We start from the raw sequence: 17,219 nt of genomic DNA on the forward strand, positions 1-17,219 counted from the left end.
TCCTCCGGCACAATCAACATCTCAACAAGACTCTGCCCTAGTTGAAATCGCAGCCATTCGGCTCGCGACAAAGCACCATGGTGTCAATGGCTTCGCCCGTGACCAGGACGTACATCTTCCTGCCGGGAACATAACGGAAGCGCCCAAAAGTTCCGTTATACGGCGTAGGTAAGGGCGGCACGATTCCGCCGTAAGACGATGCCGAACAGCTCATCGTATTCACGTCGTAGTCGTAAACGGTCTGTCCGCCGTTCGGCCAGAGGACAAACTTGCTCCGATCCGGATCGTACGCCATACCTCCGAAAGCGACCATTGCGGGACTGCAACCATTCGCAGCCGCTGTTGATGTCACCTTGGTCATCGTGTAGCGATCGATATCAATGTGGTAAAGATCTTGGCCCTCGCTGAGCAGCATGACCCTTTTTACCGGATCGATGACACCGTAATTGGCGTCGTTGATAAGCCAATACGGACTGCGCGCCTTCTCGGTGTAAGTGTTGGAACAGAAATCCCACTCACCGATCATGCCGTTTCCTCCAGCCTGCGTGAACATCACCATCTTCTTCTTCACCGGATCAAAGTCCATGGAATTGCCCCATGCGTTCTTGCCAGGGTAAACGCCATTGGTAAACTTCGCCCAGGTATCCAGGCGCTGCCAGCGGCCCGTATCATAGTGATAGACCCAGGCATTGAACGTACTCGCACCTACAGCCCAAGCATCGAAACCGTTGAAGACAAACAGCATGTCTCCGGACATTTCACCGCTACAGCCAGTGCTATTCGCAGGTATGTACACGAGTTGTCCATAGTTGTGCTTCGAGCTCGGAGCGCAGCCATATCCATTTGCATCGGATTGGCAGCTCTTGCAATACTTCGCTCCGTTTACGTCGACATACTGTACCGGAAACGATGACGGCACATTGCTGCTGAGCTGCCCAGCCGTAGGCTCTCCTGTAGTGAGATCGAAACCGCCCTGACAGCCGTCCACACCAGGTATGGAAGGTTCATTGATTCGAGTAAAGGTTGCGGGCTTGTTTTTCAGGTTAACGGCATACTGCTCATTACCGCTGTAGCCACCATGTCCTCCGCCCGTCATGATGAGTTGTTCTGTATTGGAACGGAAGACCGCGCTGGTCCAGTCACGGATCACTGCGGAGCAACCCTCGACCAGTTGAATCGTTGGGTCGCTCGGACAAATGCTCGGAGACTGGATCAGACGAGCTCCTGTGATGTAAGACCAGCCGTAGGGATAACGTGCACCTGTGCTGGTACCACCGCTACCGCTAGTCGCCGAGGCAGGGGTCGTAACCTGAGAACCGGCGCTCATTCCACCGTATTGCGTGTTGCCGTAGTAGGTTTCACCCCAGGATTCGTAGCTACCAGCCGCATTCCCGCCTTTCACGCGGTACACGTACGTAACACTCGGGCTCGCAGTTGTGTCGGTGAACGAGCGTGTAGTGGAGGTTCCCACCTGTACGAAACTGCTGGGCGATTGATAAGTGCCTGTGGCTCGTTCGATCACAAACGAGGTAGCCGTTGGACCTTGCTGCGACCAGGTAAGCTGTACCGAGGTGGCCGACACTGGGGTAGCCGTAACGTCCGAGATCGGTCCAGACACATTTGTCGCCGCGTTCGAATAGGCCGAGGCACCGCTTCCGTTCGCCGCCTTTACACGATAGGTGTAGACAGTGCTTGCGCTTCCTGCCGTGTCGCGCCAGGTTGACTGCACCCCTGTGGTTGCCACTTGTGTGAAACTCTGCGTTCGGAGGCACGCGTACATCTGACCCTGGCAGCGCTCGATAACATATGAATTCGCTGCGAACGAGCCTTTGACGTCCGAGTTGTCACGCCAAGTCAACAGGTTCGTGGAACCATCGTTCGTCACCGTCAAGCTATCGGGTGCATTCGGCACCTCAACACCGACGTCCGGTAGACGACGCTTTGAGATAATCAGGTCGTCGTACCAAACCGCCGTTGCGGGCATCAACAGTGCTTGGTCCGTGAGTTTTCCGCCGGATGAACTGGCGTCTGCCACGCCCGACTGCGATACGACAACAGTTGTATCGTTGGGAACACTGACGACCGACATGGTTCCGTTGAAACTGTTGTCCGTAACGCCCGCGACGTTTAGCTGATCACCGGCTAGTATGCATTCGCCATTCTGCGAGGCATGGCTGCTTGTGGTGTAAGTAGTCTTTCCGCCAGTACGAACAGCGCTTGTAATAGTGAAGCTGGCAGGGCAACGACCCGTTTCGTATGGCAACAGCCAGAGTTTTCCGGTGTTTATCGCGGTCGCAGCATGCTGAATCAGATCGTAATCGGTCATGGTCACTACAAGTTGTGAAGGTTGACCTTCGCGGGCAACCCACAACTCGACAGTGCTGTCATGCCTATAGTTTCGATCGTTTCTGTAGTCCTTGCCGAACTTCATGTGCAACTGAAACGTCATCCACTCGTTCCCGACGAAACGGGAACAATTCGTTCCAGTGCTGGAAGCACAGCCAATACCACTCTGGAGCAGGTAACTCCCTGACGTCAGCGGATATAGGCCCTGATAGCTGTTGTCCTTAACTCCGCAGGAGTGATACAGGATAGGCAATCCGTGCTGGTAGTAGTTCTGCACCACAAGTTCGTTATCCGTGCAGGAATACGCGGTCTTTGTGGCCGTGTCTCCCTCCCCGAAGATCGCGAGCTTGAAGCCACCGCCATTGCGGGCCTTCATGGTCAGCATTGCAGGGTCAAACCGCTGCCGCCACTGTAGATAGAATTCCCTCCCACCACTTCCCGTCTCTCCGAATTGCGTTGAGAGATCGGAAGTGAAATCCGCGTGGAATGACCCCGACGTATTCGCGTTCGCGTCTGATGGGATGTCAAAACGTAATGATCCGGAGCCTGAGGAATACACGGAGGTGTCGATCACAGCCTTCGTCGTGCTGGCTGCATCAATTCCGAATTCTCTCGTGCTGGTAAATGGGCTGTCGAAGTTGATGCAGTTCACCACGTTCGGGTCTGAGCATTTGATGTCGAATGCGGTCGAACCCGATGGCGGAGGGGCAGTTGCCACCATTACAGTCGTGCTCGCGGTTGTACTGCCGCCCGCGCCAGTAACGGTGATCGTATAAGTAGTCGTTGCTGTCGGCGTCACGGTTTTTGTGCCGCTCGTCGCAACTGTCCCGATGTTCTGATTGATCGTTGCCGAGGTCGCGTTCGTCGAACTCCACGACAGCGTAGAAGATTGACCTTGCGTGATACTCGTAGGGGACGCAGTAATCTGCACTGTGGGTGCCGTCGACACGGCTCCGACGCTCACAATTACCTTTGCTGTGGCCGTTCCGGCAGAACCAGTGACCGTGATCGTGTAGGTAGCCGTCGCGGTTGGACTTACCGTCTTCGTGCCGCTGGTTGCAACAGTTCCAACTCCTTGATCAATCGAGGCGGAAGTAGCGTTCGTTGACGTCCACGATAACGTCGCCGATTGGCCTGGCGTGATGCTGGTGGGAGAAGCAGTAATCTTTACCGTGGGTGCGTTTGGCGCCGGATTTACTGTTACTGTGGCGCTGGACGTAGCTGTCCCGCCCGATCCAGTAACGGTGATCGTGTAGGTAGTCGTTGCGGACGGAGTGACGCTGACGGCCCCGTTAGGCGATACTGTACCAATTCCCTGATTGATACTTGCCGACGTCGCATTGGTCGACGTCCACGACAACGTTGCACTCTGTCCTTGCGTGATCGTGGACGTTCCCGACAACTGCACGGTAGGAGCTGGAGTCGTCGTGGATTTCGTGGAGACCGTGATGGTTGCCGACGCAGCGGTTCTTGCGGGCGGCGCATCGGAGTCCTGAACGCCGGCCGAGAACGAATATGTGCCCACCGCACTGGGTGTCCCAGAGACAACGCCCGTGTTGCTTAACGACAAGCCTGGAGGAAGGCTGCCGGATTGCAGCGACCATTTGTAAGGACTTGCACCCTCTGACGCTACAAACGCAGAGGTATATGAGGAACCCTGAACCGCTGTGGCCGTGGGGACCGAAGTGACCGATATGTTTCCCCTGTTTCTGGCACTTACGGCATCACCGCATGAAACCAGAACAAGGCAAAGAAGTAGGAAGAGCTGTTTGCGCATTAATTCTCCAAAATCAAAAAAGTTCGGCCTCGCAGACAAACCAATACCCGCCTTTCCATGTATCGCTTAATGCTGCTTATCGTGTTGCTGGACGAAGAGACACTTCCGCGAGGCGCACGAAAACGCGTACGCACTCAGGAGGTGATTTTTTCGGGATAGCGCGCAGAGAGAGTTCTCCGCACGTACGCCGACCCCAACAACCCGTTTCTGTAGGACCAGCGCAGCAGCAGTAATCTAGGTTTGGAGTCAGTTGGCGGCTGCTACCGCTGGGTGCAAGGAGGGACTTTCAATATTATCGACAAGTATCAGAGCAGAACTTTCCGTTCGCCCCTCTCGCATGATCAGACTAGACGACCTGTTCATGTGCCGCAATGAGGCGACCGCCTTAGATGCTTTCGGGCAATCTCCTTAGTCCTCTTGAAAACTAATTGATACTCGCCGCTTCATGCTAGGCACGTAACCCGTATGTACACCCTCACTCAGTCGAAACAGGCTCAAACTCAGATTTCCGCCAGGTCTTTCAGCGGTTCCCCAGACAACCTCACCGTAATCCACTCTTTCCTTAATTTCGCGCCCAGTGCTTCGTAGAATTCGATGGCCGGCTGATTCCAATCGAGTACTTCCCACTTCATTCCGTAACAATTCTCGGCCATGGCGACCTTCGCCAGTTCAGACAGCAGCGCCTTGCCGATGCCCTTTCCGCGAAGCTCGGGTTTGACGAACAGGTCTTCCAGGAAGAGTCCCGGTTTTCCTATCCAAGTTGAGTAGTTGAAGAAGTAGAAAGCGAAGCCTGCTGGGACCCCATCCCATTCGGCAATGAGCACACGGAACTTTGGCGTGCCTCGGAAGCCGTCGCGAATAATGTCTTCCGCCGTCGCTACTGCGGCCTGTGGCTCGCGTTCGTACTCCGCCAGATCACGGATAAACTGCAGGATTAACTCCACATCGCCTTCGGTTGCTGCTCGAATATTCAGCATGGCTGCATTCTAAATGCAGCAGTTTTTCGGAGGACATCCGGTGTCGACGTTCGTGGAATCTAACCCCTTGCCGGAGCGCCCACCCGGCTCCATTCCCACGGGCTTCGATTTCGGAGATATACATGCCGCGCTTCGTTCAAGATGTGGAAGAGATTCGTCAACGAGCCATCCAGAAGATTGAAGAGGGAGCCGTAACCAGCACCTACGGCCTTGACCAGGAACGCGTAATCGCCGTTCTCAATGAAGCATTGGCCACCGAGATCGTTTGCGTTCTGCGTTACCAGCACCACTACTTCATGGCCACGGGCGTTCACGGCCGCATGGCCGCCGAGGAATTCAAGGAGCACGCTGACGAGGAGCGCGAGCACGCCGACAAACTCGCCGAACGTATCCAGCAACTCGGCGGGAAGCCTGACTTCAATCCCCGCACATTGCTGGAGCGTTCCGTCGCCCAGTACGTCGAAGGTGAAAGTCTGGCCGATATGATCCGCGAAGACCTGATTGCCGAACGGGTAGTTATCGATGTCTATCGCGAGATGATCAAGTTCTTCGGCGATGCTGATCCCACCACGCGCATTCTGCTGGAACATCTGCTTGAGGATGAAGAGGAACACGCGAGCGATCTCGCTGACCTTCTATACGTAGTAAATCCGCGTACAGGCGAAACTGCCATGCAGGATCCTGGCACTCAGATCGGACAAGGCGGACAGCAGCAGTCAGAACTTGTACGCGACGACCGGCAAGCCGAGTTACAGCTCCACCAGGAAGAAGCACGCGCCGAACGGGACCAGGGCCGAGACGCGGAGGAAGCGCGCGAGGCCATCGGCAATATTCGAGAAGGGCAGCAGCGCGAGCAGCGCAGAATTCAGCCTCAGGTCACGAATGCGACGCAACCCAAGGCCGGCGACGAGATCCCCGATGACCGGAACAAGCAAAATCGCCGTGGCAATCGCCAGCTTCAGGAAGAACCCGAAATGGAAGCGAATGAGCGGGGAGGACGTCGTGATCGCGGCGAGGCACGCCCCGCACGCTCCACCGGGCAGCAGCGTCCGGGTTCGGGTCGTCGTGACGTTCAGCCGGCCCATGCACCTGGAACTACCGGCAGAGTGATGGCACGCCGCGGACGAAACAACGTGGCACCCACTGATGATGACATCGAAATCAGCGGTCAGTCGGGCACGAATCGCTCGCCCAAGATTCTGCAGAAGAATCGCAAGAAGAGAGCTGCATAATGCGACCTTCGAAAGCGTCACGGGTGAACTGTGACGCTTTCGTTTACCGTTCGATCGTGCTTTGCAGATTGCTTGCTTGCTGAACTCCCACAGCCATCTCCGGCAGTATGCCCAATCGTACGTAGATGGGCCGAATCATCCTTCGAATCTCGCCCAACTGAGTTAGGAAGATGCCCGCGCCGACAATGCAGATGGCACCACAGATCATCACGGTACGCGGTGCTCCGATGCGCGCAGCCAACAACCCTGCGAGCAAGCTTCCAAACGGCGCCATTCCTTGAAATGCCATCGCGTAAAACGACATCACGCGCCCGCGCTTATCTTCTTCCACGATGGTTTGCAGAATGGTGTTGCTGGCAGCCATCTGTTGCATCATGCCGAAGCCGGTAAAGAGCAGTACGAACATCGATAATGCCAACCAACGAGATAGTCCGAACACAATCAAGCCGGTTCCGAAAATGACAGTCATGGTGGGAATGACTCTTCCAAGACCGAGCACACTCTTGCGTGTCGCCAGATAAGCTGCGCTCGCGAGTGCGCCTACACCGATGACGCCGGTAAGCAACCCAAGAGTATTCGGACCGCCGTGCAGAACGTCGCGCGCGAACACCGGCATCAGTACCGTATACGGCATGCCAACCAGGCTGACCAAGGCAAGCAGTAACAAGATCGACCGAATCGGTTTGAACCGCGACACATACTGCCAGCCTTCCTTCAGTTCCGCGGCCACGCTCGTGCGGGATTTTCCGTTTTCCTGCCGTGTCACCTGCATCAGGAGCAACGAGATGATCACCGCTACGTAACTAACCCCATCAATGAAGAAGCACCAGCCTTCGCCGAAGGCAGCGATAATCACGCCTGCTATGGAAGGCCCGATCAAACGCGACGCATTCACCATCGATGAATTCAGCGCGATGGCATTTGCGAGGTCCTCTCTCGATTCCACCATTTGGGGTACAAACGCCTGACGTGCCGGCATGTCGAAGGCATTCACCACACCTTGGAAGATGCTGAGCCAGAAGATGTCCCAGAAGGTGATGTGATGCGTAAGAGCGAGCGCCGCCAGCCAAAAGCTCTGGATCATCGACAACACCTGCGTAACGACCAGTACCCTGTGGCGATCGAGACGATCCACCCAGACACCCGCAATCGGGCCGAGCAGGAAGGTTGGGATCTGTCCCGCAAAACCGATGAACCCGAGCAGGAATGCAGAATCGGTCAGCCGGTAGACTAGCCAACTGGTGGCCACCCGAGTGATCCACGTGCCCACCAGCGAAACCGTTTGTCCGAGAAAGAAGAGGCGGTAATTGCGATAACGCAAGGCGCGGATGGCAAAACCTAAACTGGAGCCTTCGGTTTTATCGTTCTGTCCGGCCATCTCGAAATTCATTGGATGCTCGAGGTCACATCCAAGCCGCAAATCAAAACCCCTGCGACAACTGCAGGGGCTGTTCATTTGAGATCGATGCTACGCCTTGATGTTCGCCATAAGCCGATCCACATCGGCCTTCTGCTCCGCATTCAAGGGGAGAATCGGCAATCGCGGATTTCCTCCGTAGTAGCCGTTCAAGTCCATCGCATACTTCACGCCAGCAATGCTCAACTGACTCACTACTTTCTTCACCGGTTCTGTAATGCGGTCCTGCTTTTCCCGAGCAATCGCACGCGCGTTTTCCTTATGTGCCAGATAAACCTCGTAACACGCTGTTGGAGCCGCACACGCAAAGGCCAGGATCGCCCCCGCGGCACCAGCATCAAGTGACTCAAGCAATTGGTGCGCCGCTCCTACCATCACTTGAAACCCAACTTCCTTCTGGCGCGTCTTCAATTTGCCGATCGTTTCCACCGCACTCGATGATGGCTTCGCCGTTCCGCCCAGCGCAGCGACTGGAACCAACTCACCGACCGCGACAGCCTGCTTCGCTTCCTGCAGCATGCGACCTGTGACGGCCTCCTGCTGCGCGGTAACCGTGACACTGCGCTTAACGTGCCGAGTTTCGGCGATGATCTTTTTCACTTTGTCGAGACTGCCTGCCGATTCTTTGATCGACAACAGGTTCGGGTGGTTCGCCAACTCGATCACCACTTCCGCCGGAATGTCATACGCCGTCGCGGGCGGGAAGTTGTAGATGATCACTGGCAGTGGAGACTTGTCGCACACCACGTTGTAGAAGTTCGTCATCGCCGGTGGCGTCATGCAAGCCTTGTAATAATGCGGCGTGCGCACCATGACGGCGTCGTAACCGAGCTCAGCAGCGTATTCGCAGAGCTTAATCGTCTCGATAGCCGATTCCTGCCCACATCCGGCGATCAAGACCTTATTCGGCGCGGCGATCTCGCGCACCGAGCGCAGCACGTCCCGTTTCTCCTGGTCGGAGAGCATGATCGCCTCGCCCGTGGAGCCCTGTACCACGATGCCGGAAATCGGTGTACGCGAATACTTCTCGACGTTGTGCTCGAGCTTCTTCCAGTAAATCTGGCCGCTCGGATAGAACGGCGTAGTGATCGGAGGGAAAATTCCATTCAGCAACATGACAGTCTAGTTTCAGCGTTCATCGAAGAAGATGCAAGTTGTAGCGCCGGCGACCTCGCCGGCTGCCGTGGATGCCGACTCGCCGGCCGCAGACCCGGAGCTATTTCGATTGTGACAGGATTCTCTCCAACAACTTGGGATCATTCGGCAGCAGCCCAACCTTTAGCAGCCGCGGCGTCAACTCGATCCAGCCCTTTTCCATGGCGAAGGCCTTCTTAAAGAGCGGTAGCGACTCGTCCACACGGTTGATGTTCACCAGCTCCACCGCATGCCAGTACATCATCTCCGCCACCCGGCTCGGCAGGACTCCCTCGGCCTTCGCCGCGGTGTCCTCAGCGGTTGAATACTCCTTGAGCGCCAGTTCGTGATCGCCCAACTCGACCGCGTGGTCTCCGGCGTTCATGTGGTTGTACGCGCGTTGCAGCGTGACCAACCGTCGCAGTTCCTTGATCGGCTCAGCAGCGTCGTCCACACGCAAGTCGAAGACCTTGTCCTTCCACGGCTGCCCGGACGACTGCGCCTTCACAATGATGATTGCCGCTGACTGCCGCCCGCGGATGTCGCCGCCTACCGCTTGCGCCGCTTCCAGAGCGGCAAGCATCCGCTCGGCGAGATCACCCTTCGACTCTTGATAAGCCTTCGCCATCGCGGGCCAAATCTTGTCGTTGGCCATGAGGTTGGCCTGCGCGGAGAAGTCCTTGCCGATTTCTGCATAACCGCCACAAGGTTGAAGCAGCTTCGGGTCTTTCTGTGGACACAGTTTCGCGCAATCCTGGCCGCCTCCGCAGCCTAGTTTCATTGTGTCAGTTCGGTTCGGGACAATGGTCCCCGCTGCCGGCATGTCACCGGCACCAGTCCACGACATGACATTGCCCTTCGCATCCACGAACGCCACCTGCCGCACCGCCTGTCCCGAGTCCCCCGCCAGCAGCGACTTCAGCGCCTCCGGCGCACTCTTCCCCGCCTTCATCAGCGCCATCCCAAGCGGCCCATAACTCGGATCGATAAAGGACTGCGTCGCCACCGCGCCAACGCCTGCTTCCGCCCAGATCACGTTCGATCCAACGGAGAACCAGTGCGACTGAACCGCAGCACCCATCTCGCCGGTCTGCGGATCACGCGCAACAATGGAGAAAGTATGGACTGGACGATGTGGCCGTTCCTGTGCCATGAGAACTACGCATTGCAGGACAGAAACGCAGAGACACAGAGCTTTGAAGAGTTTCATTGTGGCCTCGCAGAATAGCGAAGCCGGATTGTATCAAGGTGCGGCTGAAAAGACTCAGCCCGCACTTGCTTTTCAGATCGAAAATCGTAAATCGACAATCGTCAATCTACGCGCTCACCCCGTGCTCCGCGTGAAGCTCCTGCAGCGCCTTCACGTTCACTTCGCCGCGCTGCAATGCCGCGATGCCTTCTGCAGCGGCCTTTGCCGCGGCAATCGTCGTGATCGACTGCACACGTGCATTGATGGCGGCCCTTCGAATGGCTTTTTCGTCGAAATATGGATCCGGCCCCTGCGGCGTATTGATGATGAGGTGAATGCGCTCGCCCTTGATTAAATCCACCACGTTCGGACGCCCTTCCTTCACCTTGTACACGCGCTCCACTTCGAAGCCCGCGTCTTCCAGCGCCGCCGCCGTACCGGTCGTTGCGATCAGCTTAAAGCCAAGGTCAACATACAGCTTCGCGATTTCCACCACGTGCTGCTTGTCGCGATCGTTCACGGAGATGAAGACGTTGCCTTTCGTCGGCAGCTTTGCCCCCGCCGCGATCTGCGCCTTCGCGAACGCCTCCCCAAACGTCTCGGCCACGCCCATCACTTCGCCCGTCGACTTCATCTCTGGGCCGAGCACCGTGTCCACGCCCATGAACTTGTTCCACGGAAACACCGGCGACTTCACGTAGTAGCAGTTGCCGGTATCGAGGTCCGTCGCGCGCTCCACGTTTTCCGGCAGGAACTCGCGCAATTTGCGTCCGGTCATCAACCGTGCTGCAATCTTCGCCAGCGGCACGCCCGTAGCCTTCGACACATAGGGCACCGTGCGTGACGCCCTTGGGTTCACCTCCAGTACGAACACCTTTCCGTTCTGGATGGCGAACTGGATGTTCATCAGCCCGATCACCTTCAGCGCCCGCGCCAGTTTGAATGTCATCTCGCGCATCGTTTGGAGCAAGTCGGGAGCGATGTCCACCGCCGGCAGCACGCACGAGGAGTCGCCCGAGTGAATGCCCGCTTCTTCAATGTGCTGCATGATTCCAGCGATCACGCAGTCTTCGCCGTCCGACAGGCAATCCACGTCAACCTCAATTGCCGACTCCAGGAAGTGGTCGATGAGTACCGGACGCTCTTGCGAATACTCGACCGCCTCCTTCATGTAACGGACGACCGACGAGTCGTCATACGTAATCTGCATCGCCCGGCCGCCGAGCACGTACGAAGGACGCAGCAGCACCGGATACCCAATTTTGTTCGCCGCCGCAACCGCTTCTTCCACCGACGCCGCGGTCGCCCCCGGTGGCTGCGGGATTTCCAGTTCTTCCAGCAACTTGCCGAACCGCTTACGGTCCTCCGCCAGATCAATCGACTCCGGCGACGTCCCGATAATTGGCACGCCAGCGGCCTTCAACGGAAGCGCCAGGTTCAGCGGCGTCTGTCCGCCAAACTGCACAATCATTCCCACCGGAGCACCCGCCGCCGCCTCATGCTGATAAACCTCAAGCACGTCTTCGAACGTGAGCGGTTCGAAGTACAGGCGATCGCTGGTGTCGTAATCCGTCGAAACCGTCTCCGGATTGCAGTTCACCATGATCGTCTCGTAGCCGTCGTCGTGCAGCGCGAATGCCGCATGGCAACAGCAATAGTCGAACTCGATTCCCTGCCCGATGCGATTCGGCCCGCTGCCGAGAATGATCACCTTCTTCTTGTCGGTCGGCGTCGCCTCGTCTTCTTCTTCGTAGGTCGAGTACAGATAAGGCGTGTAACTCTCGAACTCCGCCGCGCAGGTGTCCACGCGCTTGTACACCGGACGGATTCCGAGCTTCGTCCGCAACTCGCGCACAGTATTTGCGGCGCCCTTGCCGTTGCGCAATCCCCACAGGTCGGCGATGCGCACATCCGACAGCCCCGCGCGCTTACCATCGCGGATCATCCCCTCCGGCACGTCGGCAGCCGTGTGCTTTGCCAGCGATTGCGAGATGTCGTCGATCTCCTTCAACTGGTACAGAAACCACGGATCGATCGACGTCATCTTGTGGATCTCTTTGATCGACATCCCCGTTCGCAGCGCATAGCGGATGTACTGCAAACGCTCCGGATGCGGCGTAACCAACCTGTGGATGAGGATTTTCGGCTCAATGCGTTGCGATGCCAGGCTCTTCCCCGTCTCCAGCGAGCGCACCGCCTTCATTAACGCTTCTTTGAAGGTGCGCCCAATCGCCATCGCCTCGCCGACAGACTTCATCTGCGGACCAAGGCTCTCATCGGCGCCGGGGAATTTCTCGAACTGCCATTTCGGAATCTTTACGACAACGTAGTCGAGTGTCGGCTCGAAGCACGCTGGCGTCTTTCTTGTGATTTCATTGCGAAGCTCATCGAGCGTGTAGCCGACAGCAAGCTTCGCCGCGATCTTAGCAATCGGGAATCCCGTCGCCTTCGAAGCCAATGCCGACGAGCGCGACACGCGCGGGTTCATCTCGATGACGACCATGCGGCCTGTGTTGGGATTGATGGCGAACTGCACGTTCGATCCGCCGGTCTCCACGCCGATCTCGCGCATCACTGCCAGCGACGCATCGCGCATGTACTGGAACTCGCGGTCGGTAAGCGTCTGTGCCGGAGCGACCGTGATCGAATCGCCCGTGTGCACGCCCATCGGATCAAAATTCTCAATCGAGCAGATGATGATGCAGTTGTCCTTCGTGTCGCGGACAACTTCCATCTCGAACTCTTTCCAGCCCAGCACGCTCTCTTCAAGCAACACTTCATGGACGGGCGATAGATCAAGTCCGCGCGCCAGCAACTCCAGCAGTTCTTCGCGGTTATAAGCGATGCCGCCCCCGCTGCCGCCCAACGTGAACGACGGACGCAGAATCACCGGGAACCCGATCTTGCTCGAGAAATCCAATCCGTCTTTCAGATTGTTGACCAATGCGGACTTCGGCACGTCGAGCCCGATGCGCGTCATCGCGTCCTTGAACATCAGGCGGTCTTCGGCCTTCTTGATCGCCTCAAGCTGCGCGCCGATTAACTGCACGTTGTACTTCTCGAGCACGCCTCCGTCGGCAAGCTCCACGGCGAGGTTCAGCGCCGTCTGTCCGCCAACCGTCGGCAGGACCGCAAAGCCTTTGCCGAGCGTCGGCATCATCTCGGCTTCAATACGGATGATCTCTTCGAGATAGTCGCGCGTGAGCGGCTCGATGTAAGTGCGGTCGGCAAACTCGGGGTCGGTCATGATCGTGGCCGGATTCGAATTCGCCAGCACTACTTCATAGCCTTCGGCTTTCAGCGCCTTGCACGCCTGCGTGCCGGAGTAATCAAATTCCGCCGACTGGCCGATAACAATCGGGCCGGAGCCGATGATGAGGATCTTGGAGATGTCGTTTCTTCTAGGCATCTATTCTTTCTGGTCGTCGGTTATCGGTTGTCGGTTTTAACTTACTTAATCGGACAGGCCGCGTAGGGCAAATCGGTAGGATTGGCCACTAGGACAATGTCTAACTTGCAATCTGTTTGTTCATAACAATCCAATTTGTCAGGTTGCGCGAACCCGCGATGAGGCGAAGCCAGCAGGCGATACGTGCCTGGCTCGATAACTCCGAAATCAAACGTTCCGTCTTCGCCTGTTGATATGGTTCTTGCGTCCGCGAATGTTGAAGGAGGTTTGTACTTCCGCAAGACCATTTGCGATTTTCTGAAGGGCGCTGTTGTTTCATCACGCAAATAGCCGGTTATACGGGTCGGTCGGTTGAGTACGAGGTTAGGTTGAATTTCCTCGCCCGGGCATTCGCTGATGGGAAGCGGCGTTTCCAAAGGACGTTGGATCGCAATTTCTGAGGGTTCAACTTTCGAATCGACATGAACATCGCCACTCAAATTTCTGACCACACTATTTTCGTCGTCAGGGAGCTGTCCTGGATGAATATTGGTCTCAATCAATTCTGTGCAAACGGAACTGCTGGGCTTTTTCAAAACAACGAAAACTGCACCGACGCCCACTGGCGATTCGATCTGCACCCAGTATTTGCCTTTGGAAATCGACTTGAACAGATATCGCCCTTCTTTGTCCGTCTCGGCTTCTGCGATGATTCGATCCTGCTTCTCTGATTGCAATTTGACTGCCGCACCCGCGACAGCTTTCCCTCCGGCCAGAACAACCCCACAGACGCTCCGAACCTGTCTTGGCTCGAACACATGAACGTCTGCGCTCGATGAACCGAAGAGGGCGAGAGCGACTGCAGGGATGTAGAGTGTTCGCATCATCAGGAGACTACTTCCCCTTCCAGTCCTCCATCATCTTCACGAAATCCTTGAACAGATAATGCGAGTCGTGCGGGCCCGGCGCCGCTTCCGGGTGATATTGCACCGAAAACAGCGGCATGCTCCTGTGACGCAGGCCCTCAAGGGTGTTGTCGTTCAGGTCCACGTGCGTCAGTTCCACCTCGCTTGCCTTCAGCGAATCCGGATCCACGGCAAAGTTATGGTTGTGCGCCGTGATTTCCACCTTGCCCGTGACCATGTTCTTCACCGGATGATTCCCGCCGTGGTGTCCGAATTTCAGCTTGAACGTCTTTCCGCCCAGTGCAAGCCCCGTGAGCTGATGGCCTAAACAGATTCCGAAGATCGGCACCCTTCCCATCATCTGTCGGATGTTATTCACCGCGTACTGCACCGGCTCCGGATCGCCGGGCCCATTCGACAGGAACACGCCATCTGGCTTCAACGAAAGCACGTCGTCTGCCGACGTTTCGGCCGGAACCACCGTCACGCGGCAACATTCGCCCACGAGTTTCCGCAGAATGTTGTGCTTGATGCCGAAGTCGTACGCCACCACATGATGCTTCGGCTCGGCGTCCTTCACGCCGACAAGTTCATCCGGAATGTGCGAGCGGTCGCCGATCTCCCACTCGTAGCGGTTCTTAGTCGAGACGACCTTCGCCAGATCCGTGCCGACCATCTTCGGGATCGAGCGCGCCTTTGCCACCAGCTTTTCGGGATCCGTCTCGATCGTCGAGATCACCCCGCGCATTACGCCGTTGTCACGCAGATGCCGAACCAGCGCACGCGTGTCGATATCCGCCAGCACCGGGATCTTGTAGCGCTCCAGGTACTCCTCCGCCACTTCCTGCGAGCGCCAGTTCGAACTCACCCGCGAGAACTCGCGCACGATCAGTCCCTCGATATAAGGACGGTTGGCCTCGTTGTCTTCCGGAGTGGTGCCGTAATTGCCGATCTGCGGGTTGGTGAGAACTACGATTTGCCCGGCATAAGAAGGGTCGGTAAAGATTTCCTGGTAGCCGGTGATGGAAGTATTAAAAACGACTTCGCCGTAGCATTCGCCTTTGGCGCCGTAACCTTTGCCGCGGAAGATTCGCCCGTCTTCCAGCGCAAGGACTGCTTGCATTGCTGCTCCCGGGGGTGGATTTTATTAATTCTATCGCAGCAGAGCGGGATCTGACCATCTGTTCGTAGCGCCTCGGAACCCGCATTTCTCGCATCTTGTCCAAGGTTTTCCTCAGCCTGGCTTCTTCGTCCTTCTCACGCCTGCCTCCCCGAGCAGCTCTTCGACTGCGATTGCTCACCCCGTTGCCCCTAATGCAGTGATATTCGTCACTTGCTTTCGTGTCGCTCAAGAAGGTACCACCGCCCTAAAGGGAGGAGAATTATAGGTGCTGAGAGTCTCAGCGCTCGCAGTGAGTTTTATATGGCAAAAATTCTAGAAATGCCGATTCGTCATCCGGCCCGCCAGCAAAATCCGTTCAAACTTCCCGTGAAGCCATCGTTACAGTTGCGCTGCCCTTTCGGATGCGAAGCGACGTTCGACGATCACTCCATGCTCTACCTGCACCTTCTGGGGCACGAGGCGGCAAAGCGCGAATTTCAGAAGACACCCTGAGTCTTCTAAGCAACTCGATCGCAGATCAGCTCTGTAATCCGCAGTGATTTTCTATTTGGAATCTCACCGGTTTACCGCAACTTACCCAGCTTTTCCATCGGCCAATAGACGAACACGGCTTTGCCGTAAATGAACCGCTCGTCGACTGGCCCGAAGTCGCGGCTGTCGCGGGAACTCGTGCGGTGATCGCCCAGCAGGTAGTAGCAGTGGGACGGGACTTTGATTTCTGGATAAGACCGGAGATCGGCGTATTCTTCGGGGACATAGGGCTCTTCCAGCATTTGTCCATTCACGTAGACACGCCCGTCCTGGATTCGTACTCGATCCCCCGCCACTCCAATCACGCGCTTGATGTAGCTCTTGCTGGAATCTGGCTCCGGCGGATGAAACACCACGATGTCGCCGCGCTCTACAGGTCCAAACCTGTACACGAATTTATTAATGAAAATTCGTTCTTGGTCTTCCAGGCCCGGTTGCATGCTGGTGCCTTCCACCTTCACCGGTTGATACAGGAAGATGATGATGAATGCCGACACAATGAGTGAAATCATCAGGTCACGCATCCACGCTACGATGGGGTTTCGCCTGCCCGTCTCTGCTGACGTTTGTTCCTGCATCTGCTTAGATTTTAATACGGCCCACAAACCGGGTTTGTTCCCATCGAAATAGACGCATATTCGGGCAAATGGTTGTGCTCCCGCGCTCAGCAGCGACTTGCGGTAGAATGTCACACACCTTGTGGAGGAAAATCGCCTGTATGCGATCAATCTGGAGTGCGGTTCTGATGCTGATTCTCGCGTTGACTCTTTTTGCGCAAAGCGATACGCCTCAGATACCCGCCTATCACAAGACTGCTCCACCCAAGGGTGCTCGTCTTCCCAACATCCTGCCTCGGGAACAGCTTTGGGGACCCTCGTTCCAGCACGATTACCAGATTCGTGCCTACGAACTGGCTTCGCGGATTCCCAACGTTCTCTACCAATTGCCGTGCTACTGCTACTGCGACCGCATCGGTCACGGTAGTCTTCGTACGTGTTATGAAACGACTCATGCCGCCCACTGTGCAGCTTGTTTGAAGGAGTTGTACTTCGCCTACGACCAAAACAAGAAAGGCAAGAGCGTAGCGCAGATCAGACAGGCTATTATTAAGGGTGGATGGGAGAACATTGACTTAGGTACTGCCGCTCAAGCGAAGTAAGCGGCTCACACCGTTTCCCGTTTACCGGCGGTTCGGCGAGC

The 17,219-nt window shown here is 56.5% G+C and carries 12 protein-coding genes; 3 read left to right on the forward strand and 9 right to left on the reverse strand.

All coding sequences use genetic code 11. The features are described 5' to 3' along the window. Positions 1-37: 37 nt before the first annotated feature. Both VN577_12125 and VN577_12130 read right to left on the reverse strand, forming a co-directional pair. On the reverse strand, positions 38-4,123 hold the full coding sequence (locus tag VN577_12125; GenBank protein ID HWR15569.1) for a putative Ig domain-containing protein: 4,086 nt from the start codon (positions 4,121-4,123) through the stop codon (positions 38-40). A 500-nt stretch (positions 4,124-4,623) separates the two neighbouring features. Then, entirely contained in the window at positions 4,624-5,100 is a 477-nt protein-coding gene (locus VN577_12130) for a GNAT family N-acetyltransferase (GenBank protein ID HWR15570.1), read from the reverse strand. A 122-nt stretch (positions 5,101-5,222) separates the two neighbouring features. Between VN577_12130 and VN577_12135 the strand changes: the two genes are divergently transcribed. Next, positions 5,223-6,332 (forward strand): ferritin-like domain-containing protein, encoded by a 1,110-nt coding sequence (locus VN577_12135; protein HWR15571.1) that lies wholly within the window; start codon positions 5,223-5,225, stop codon positions 6,330-6,332. A gap of 43 nt (positions 6,333-6,375) precedes the next feature. Here the strand turns inward: VN577_12135 and VN577_12140 are convergent, their stop codons facing one another. The 6 genes from VN577_12140 to carA form a co-directional block, all read right to left on the reverse strand. After that, a complete protein-coding gene (locus tag VN577_12140) occupies positions 6,376-7,722 on the reverse strand; it encodes an MFS transporter (protein ID HWR15572.1) in 1,347 nt (448 codons plus the stop codon). A 78-nt stretch (positions 7,723-7,800) separates the two neighbouring features. Next, positions 7,801-8,865, reverse strand: a complete 1,065-nt coding sequence (locus tag VN577_12145) for a dihydrodipicolinate synthase family protein (protein ID HWR15573.1) — start codon at positions 8,863-8,865, stop codon at positions 7,801-7,803. 100 nt (positions 8,866-8,965) lie between these two features. After that, positions 8,966-10,093 (reverse strand): DUF1028 domain-containing protein, encoded by a 1,128-nt coding sequence (locus VN577_12150; protein HWR15574.1) that lies wholly within the window; start codon positions 10,091-10,093, stop codon positions 8,966-8,968. A gap of 106 nt (positions 10,094-10,199) precedes the next feature. Further along, complete coding sequence (carB, locus tag VN577_12155; protein HWR15575.1) at positions 10,200-13,481, reverse strand: carbamoyl-phosphate synthase large subunit; 3,282 nt, start codon at positions 13,479-13,481, stop codon at positions 10,200-10,202. Positions 13,482-13,522: 41 nt separating this feature from the next. After that, the gene (locus VN577_12160) at positions 13,523-14,347 is read right to left on the reverse strand and encodes a carboxypeptidase-like regulatory domain-containing protein (GenBank protein HWR15576.1); all 825 of its coding nucleotides are present in this window, start codon (positions 14,345-14,347) and stop codon (positions 13,523-13,525) included. A 7-nt stretch (positions 14,348-14,354) separates the two neighbouring features. Next, a complete protein-coding gene (gene carA, locus VN577_12165) occupies positions 14,355-15,488 on the reverse strand; it encodes a glutamine-hydrolyzing carbamoyl-phosphate synthase small subunit (protein ID HWR15577.1) in 1,134 nt (377 codons plus the stop codon). Positions 15,489-15,788: 300 nt separating this feature from the next. Here carA and VN577_12170 point away from each other — a divergent pair, with 300 nt between their 5' ends. After that, positions 15,789-15,980 (forward strand): hypothetical protein, encoded by a 192-nt coding sequence (locus tag VN577_12170; GenBank protein HWR15578.1) that lies wholly within the window; start codon positions 15,789-15,791, stop codon positions 15,978-15,980. Between the two features lie 71 nt (positions 15,981-16,051). On the opposite strand, the gene lepB is transcribed toward VN577_12170, so the two are convergent. Continuing rightward, the gene (lepB, locus tag VN577_12175) at positions 16,052-16,597 is read right to left on the reverse strand and encodes a signal peptidase I (protein HWR15579.1); all 546 of its coding nucleotides are present in this window, start codon (positions 16,595-16,597) and stop codon (positions 16,052-16,054) included. A 140-nt stretch (positions 16,598-16,737) separates the two neighbouring features. Here lepB and VN577_12180 point away from each other — a divergent pair, with 140 nt between their 5' ends. Beyond that, positions 16,738-17,178: a CYCXC family (seleno)protein gene (locus VN577_12180; protein HWR15580.1), complete on the forward strand. Its 441-nt coding sequence runs from the start codon at positions 16,738-16,740 to the stop codon at positions 17,176-17,178. The last annotated feature ends 41 nt before the right edge of the window (positions 17,179-17,219 follow it).

It is taken from the genome of Terriglobales bacterium (assembly GCA_035561515.1).
Taxonomy (GTDB): Bacteria; Acidobacteriota; Terriglobia; order Terriglobales; family Acidobacteriaceae; genus DATMXP01.

Coding starts and splice junctions, on each gene's coding strand:
- VN577_12145 (HWR15573.1), bottom strand. CDS start 8,865: ATGTTGCTGAATGGAATTTTCCCTCCGATCACTACGCCGTTCTATCCG.
- VN577_12180 (HWR15580.1), top strand. CDS start 16,738: ATGCGATCAATCTGGAGTGCGGTTCTGATGCTGATTCTCGCGTTGACT.
- VN577_12130 (HWR15570.1), bottom strand. CDS start 5,100: ATGCTGAATATTCGAGCAGCAACCGAAGGCGATGTGGAGTTAATCCTG.
- carB (HWR15575.1), bottom strand. CDS start 13,481: ATGCCTAGAAGAAACGACATCTCCAAGATCCTCATCATCGGCTCCGGC.
- VN577_12125 (HWR15569.1), bottom strand. CDS start 4,123: ATGCGCAAACAGCTCTTCCTACTTCTTTGCCTTGTTCTGGTTTCATGC.
- VN577_12135 (HWR15571.1), top strand. CDS start 5,223: ATGCCGCGCTTCGTTCAAGATGTGGAAGAGATTCGTCAACGAGCCATC.
- VN577_12150 (HWR15574.1), bottom strand. CDS start 10,093: ATGAAACTCTTCAAAGCTCTGTGTCTCTGCGTTTCTGTCCTGCAATGC.
- lepB (HWR15579.1), bottom strand. CDS start 16,597: ATGCAGGAACAAACGTCAGCAGAGACGGGCAGGCGAAACCCCATCGTA.
- VN577_12160 (HWR15576.1), bottom strand. CDS start 14,347: ATGATGCGAACACTCTACATCCCTGCAGTCGCTCTCGCCCTCTTCGGT.
- carA (HWR15577.1), bottom strand. CDS start 15,488: ATGCAAGCAGTCCTTGCGCTGGAAGACGGGCGAATCTTCCGCGGCAAA.
- VN577_12170 (HWR15578.1), top strand. CDS start 15,789: ATGGCAAAAATTCTAGAAATGCCGATTCGTCATCCGGCCCGCCAGCAA.
- VN577_12140 (HWR15572.1), bottom strand. CDS start 7,722: ATGAATTTCGAGATGGCCGGACAGAACGATAAAACCGAAGGCTCCAGT.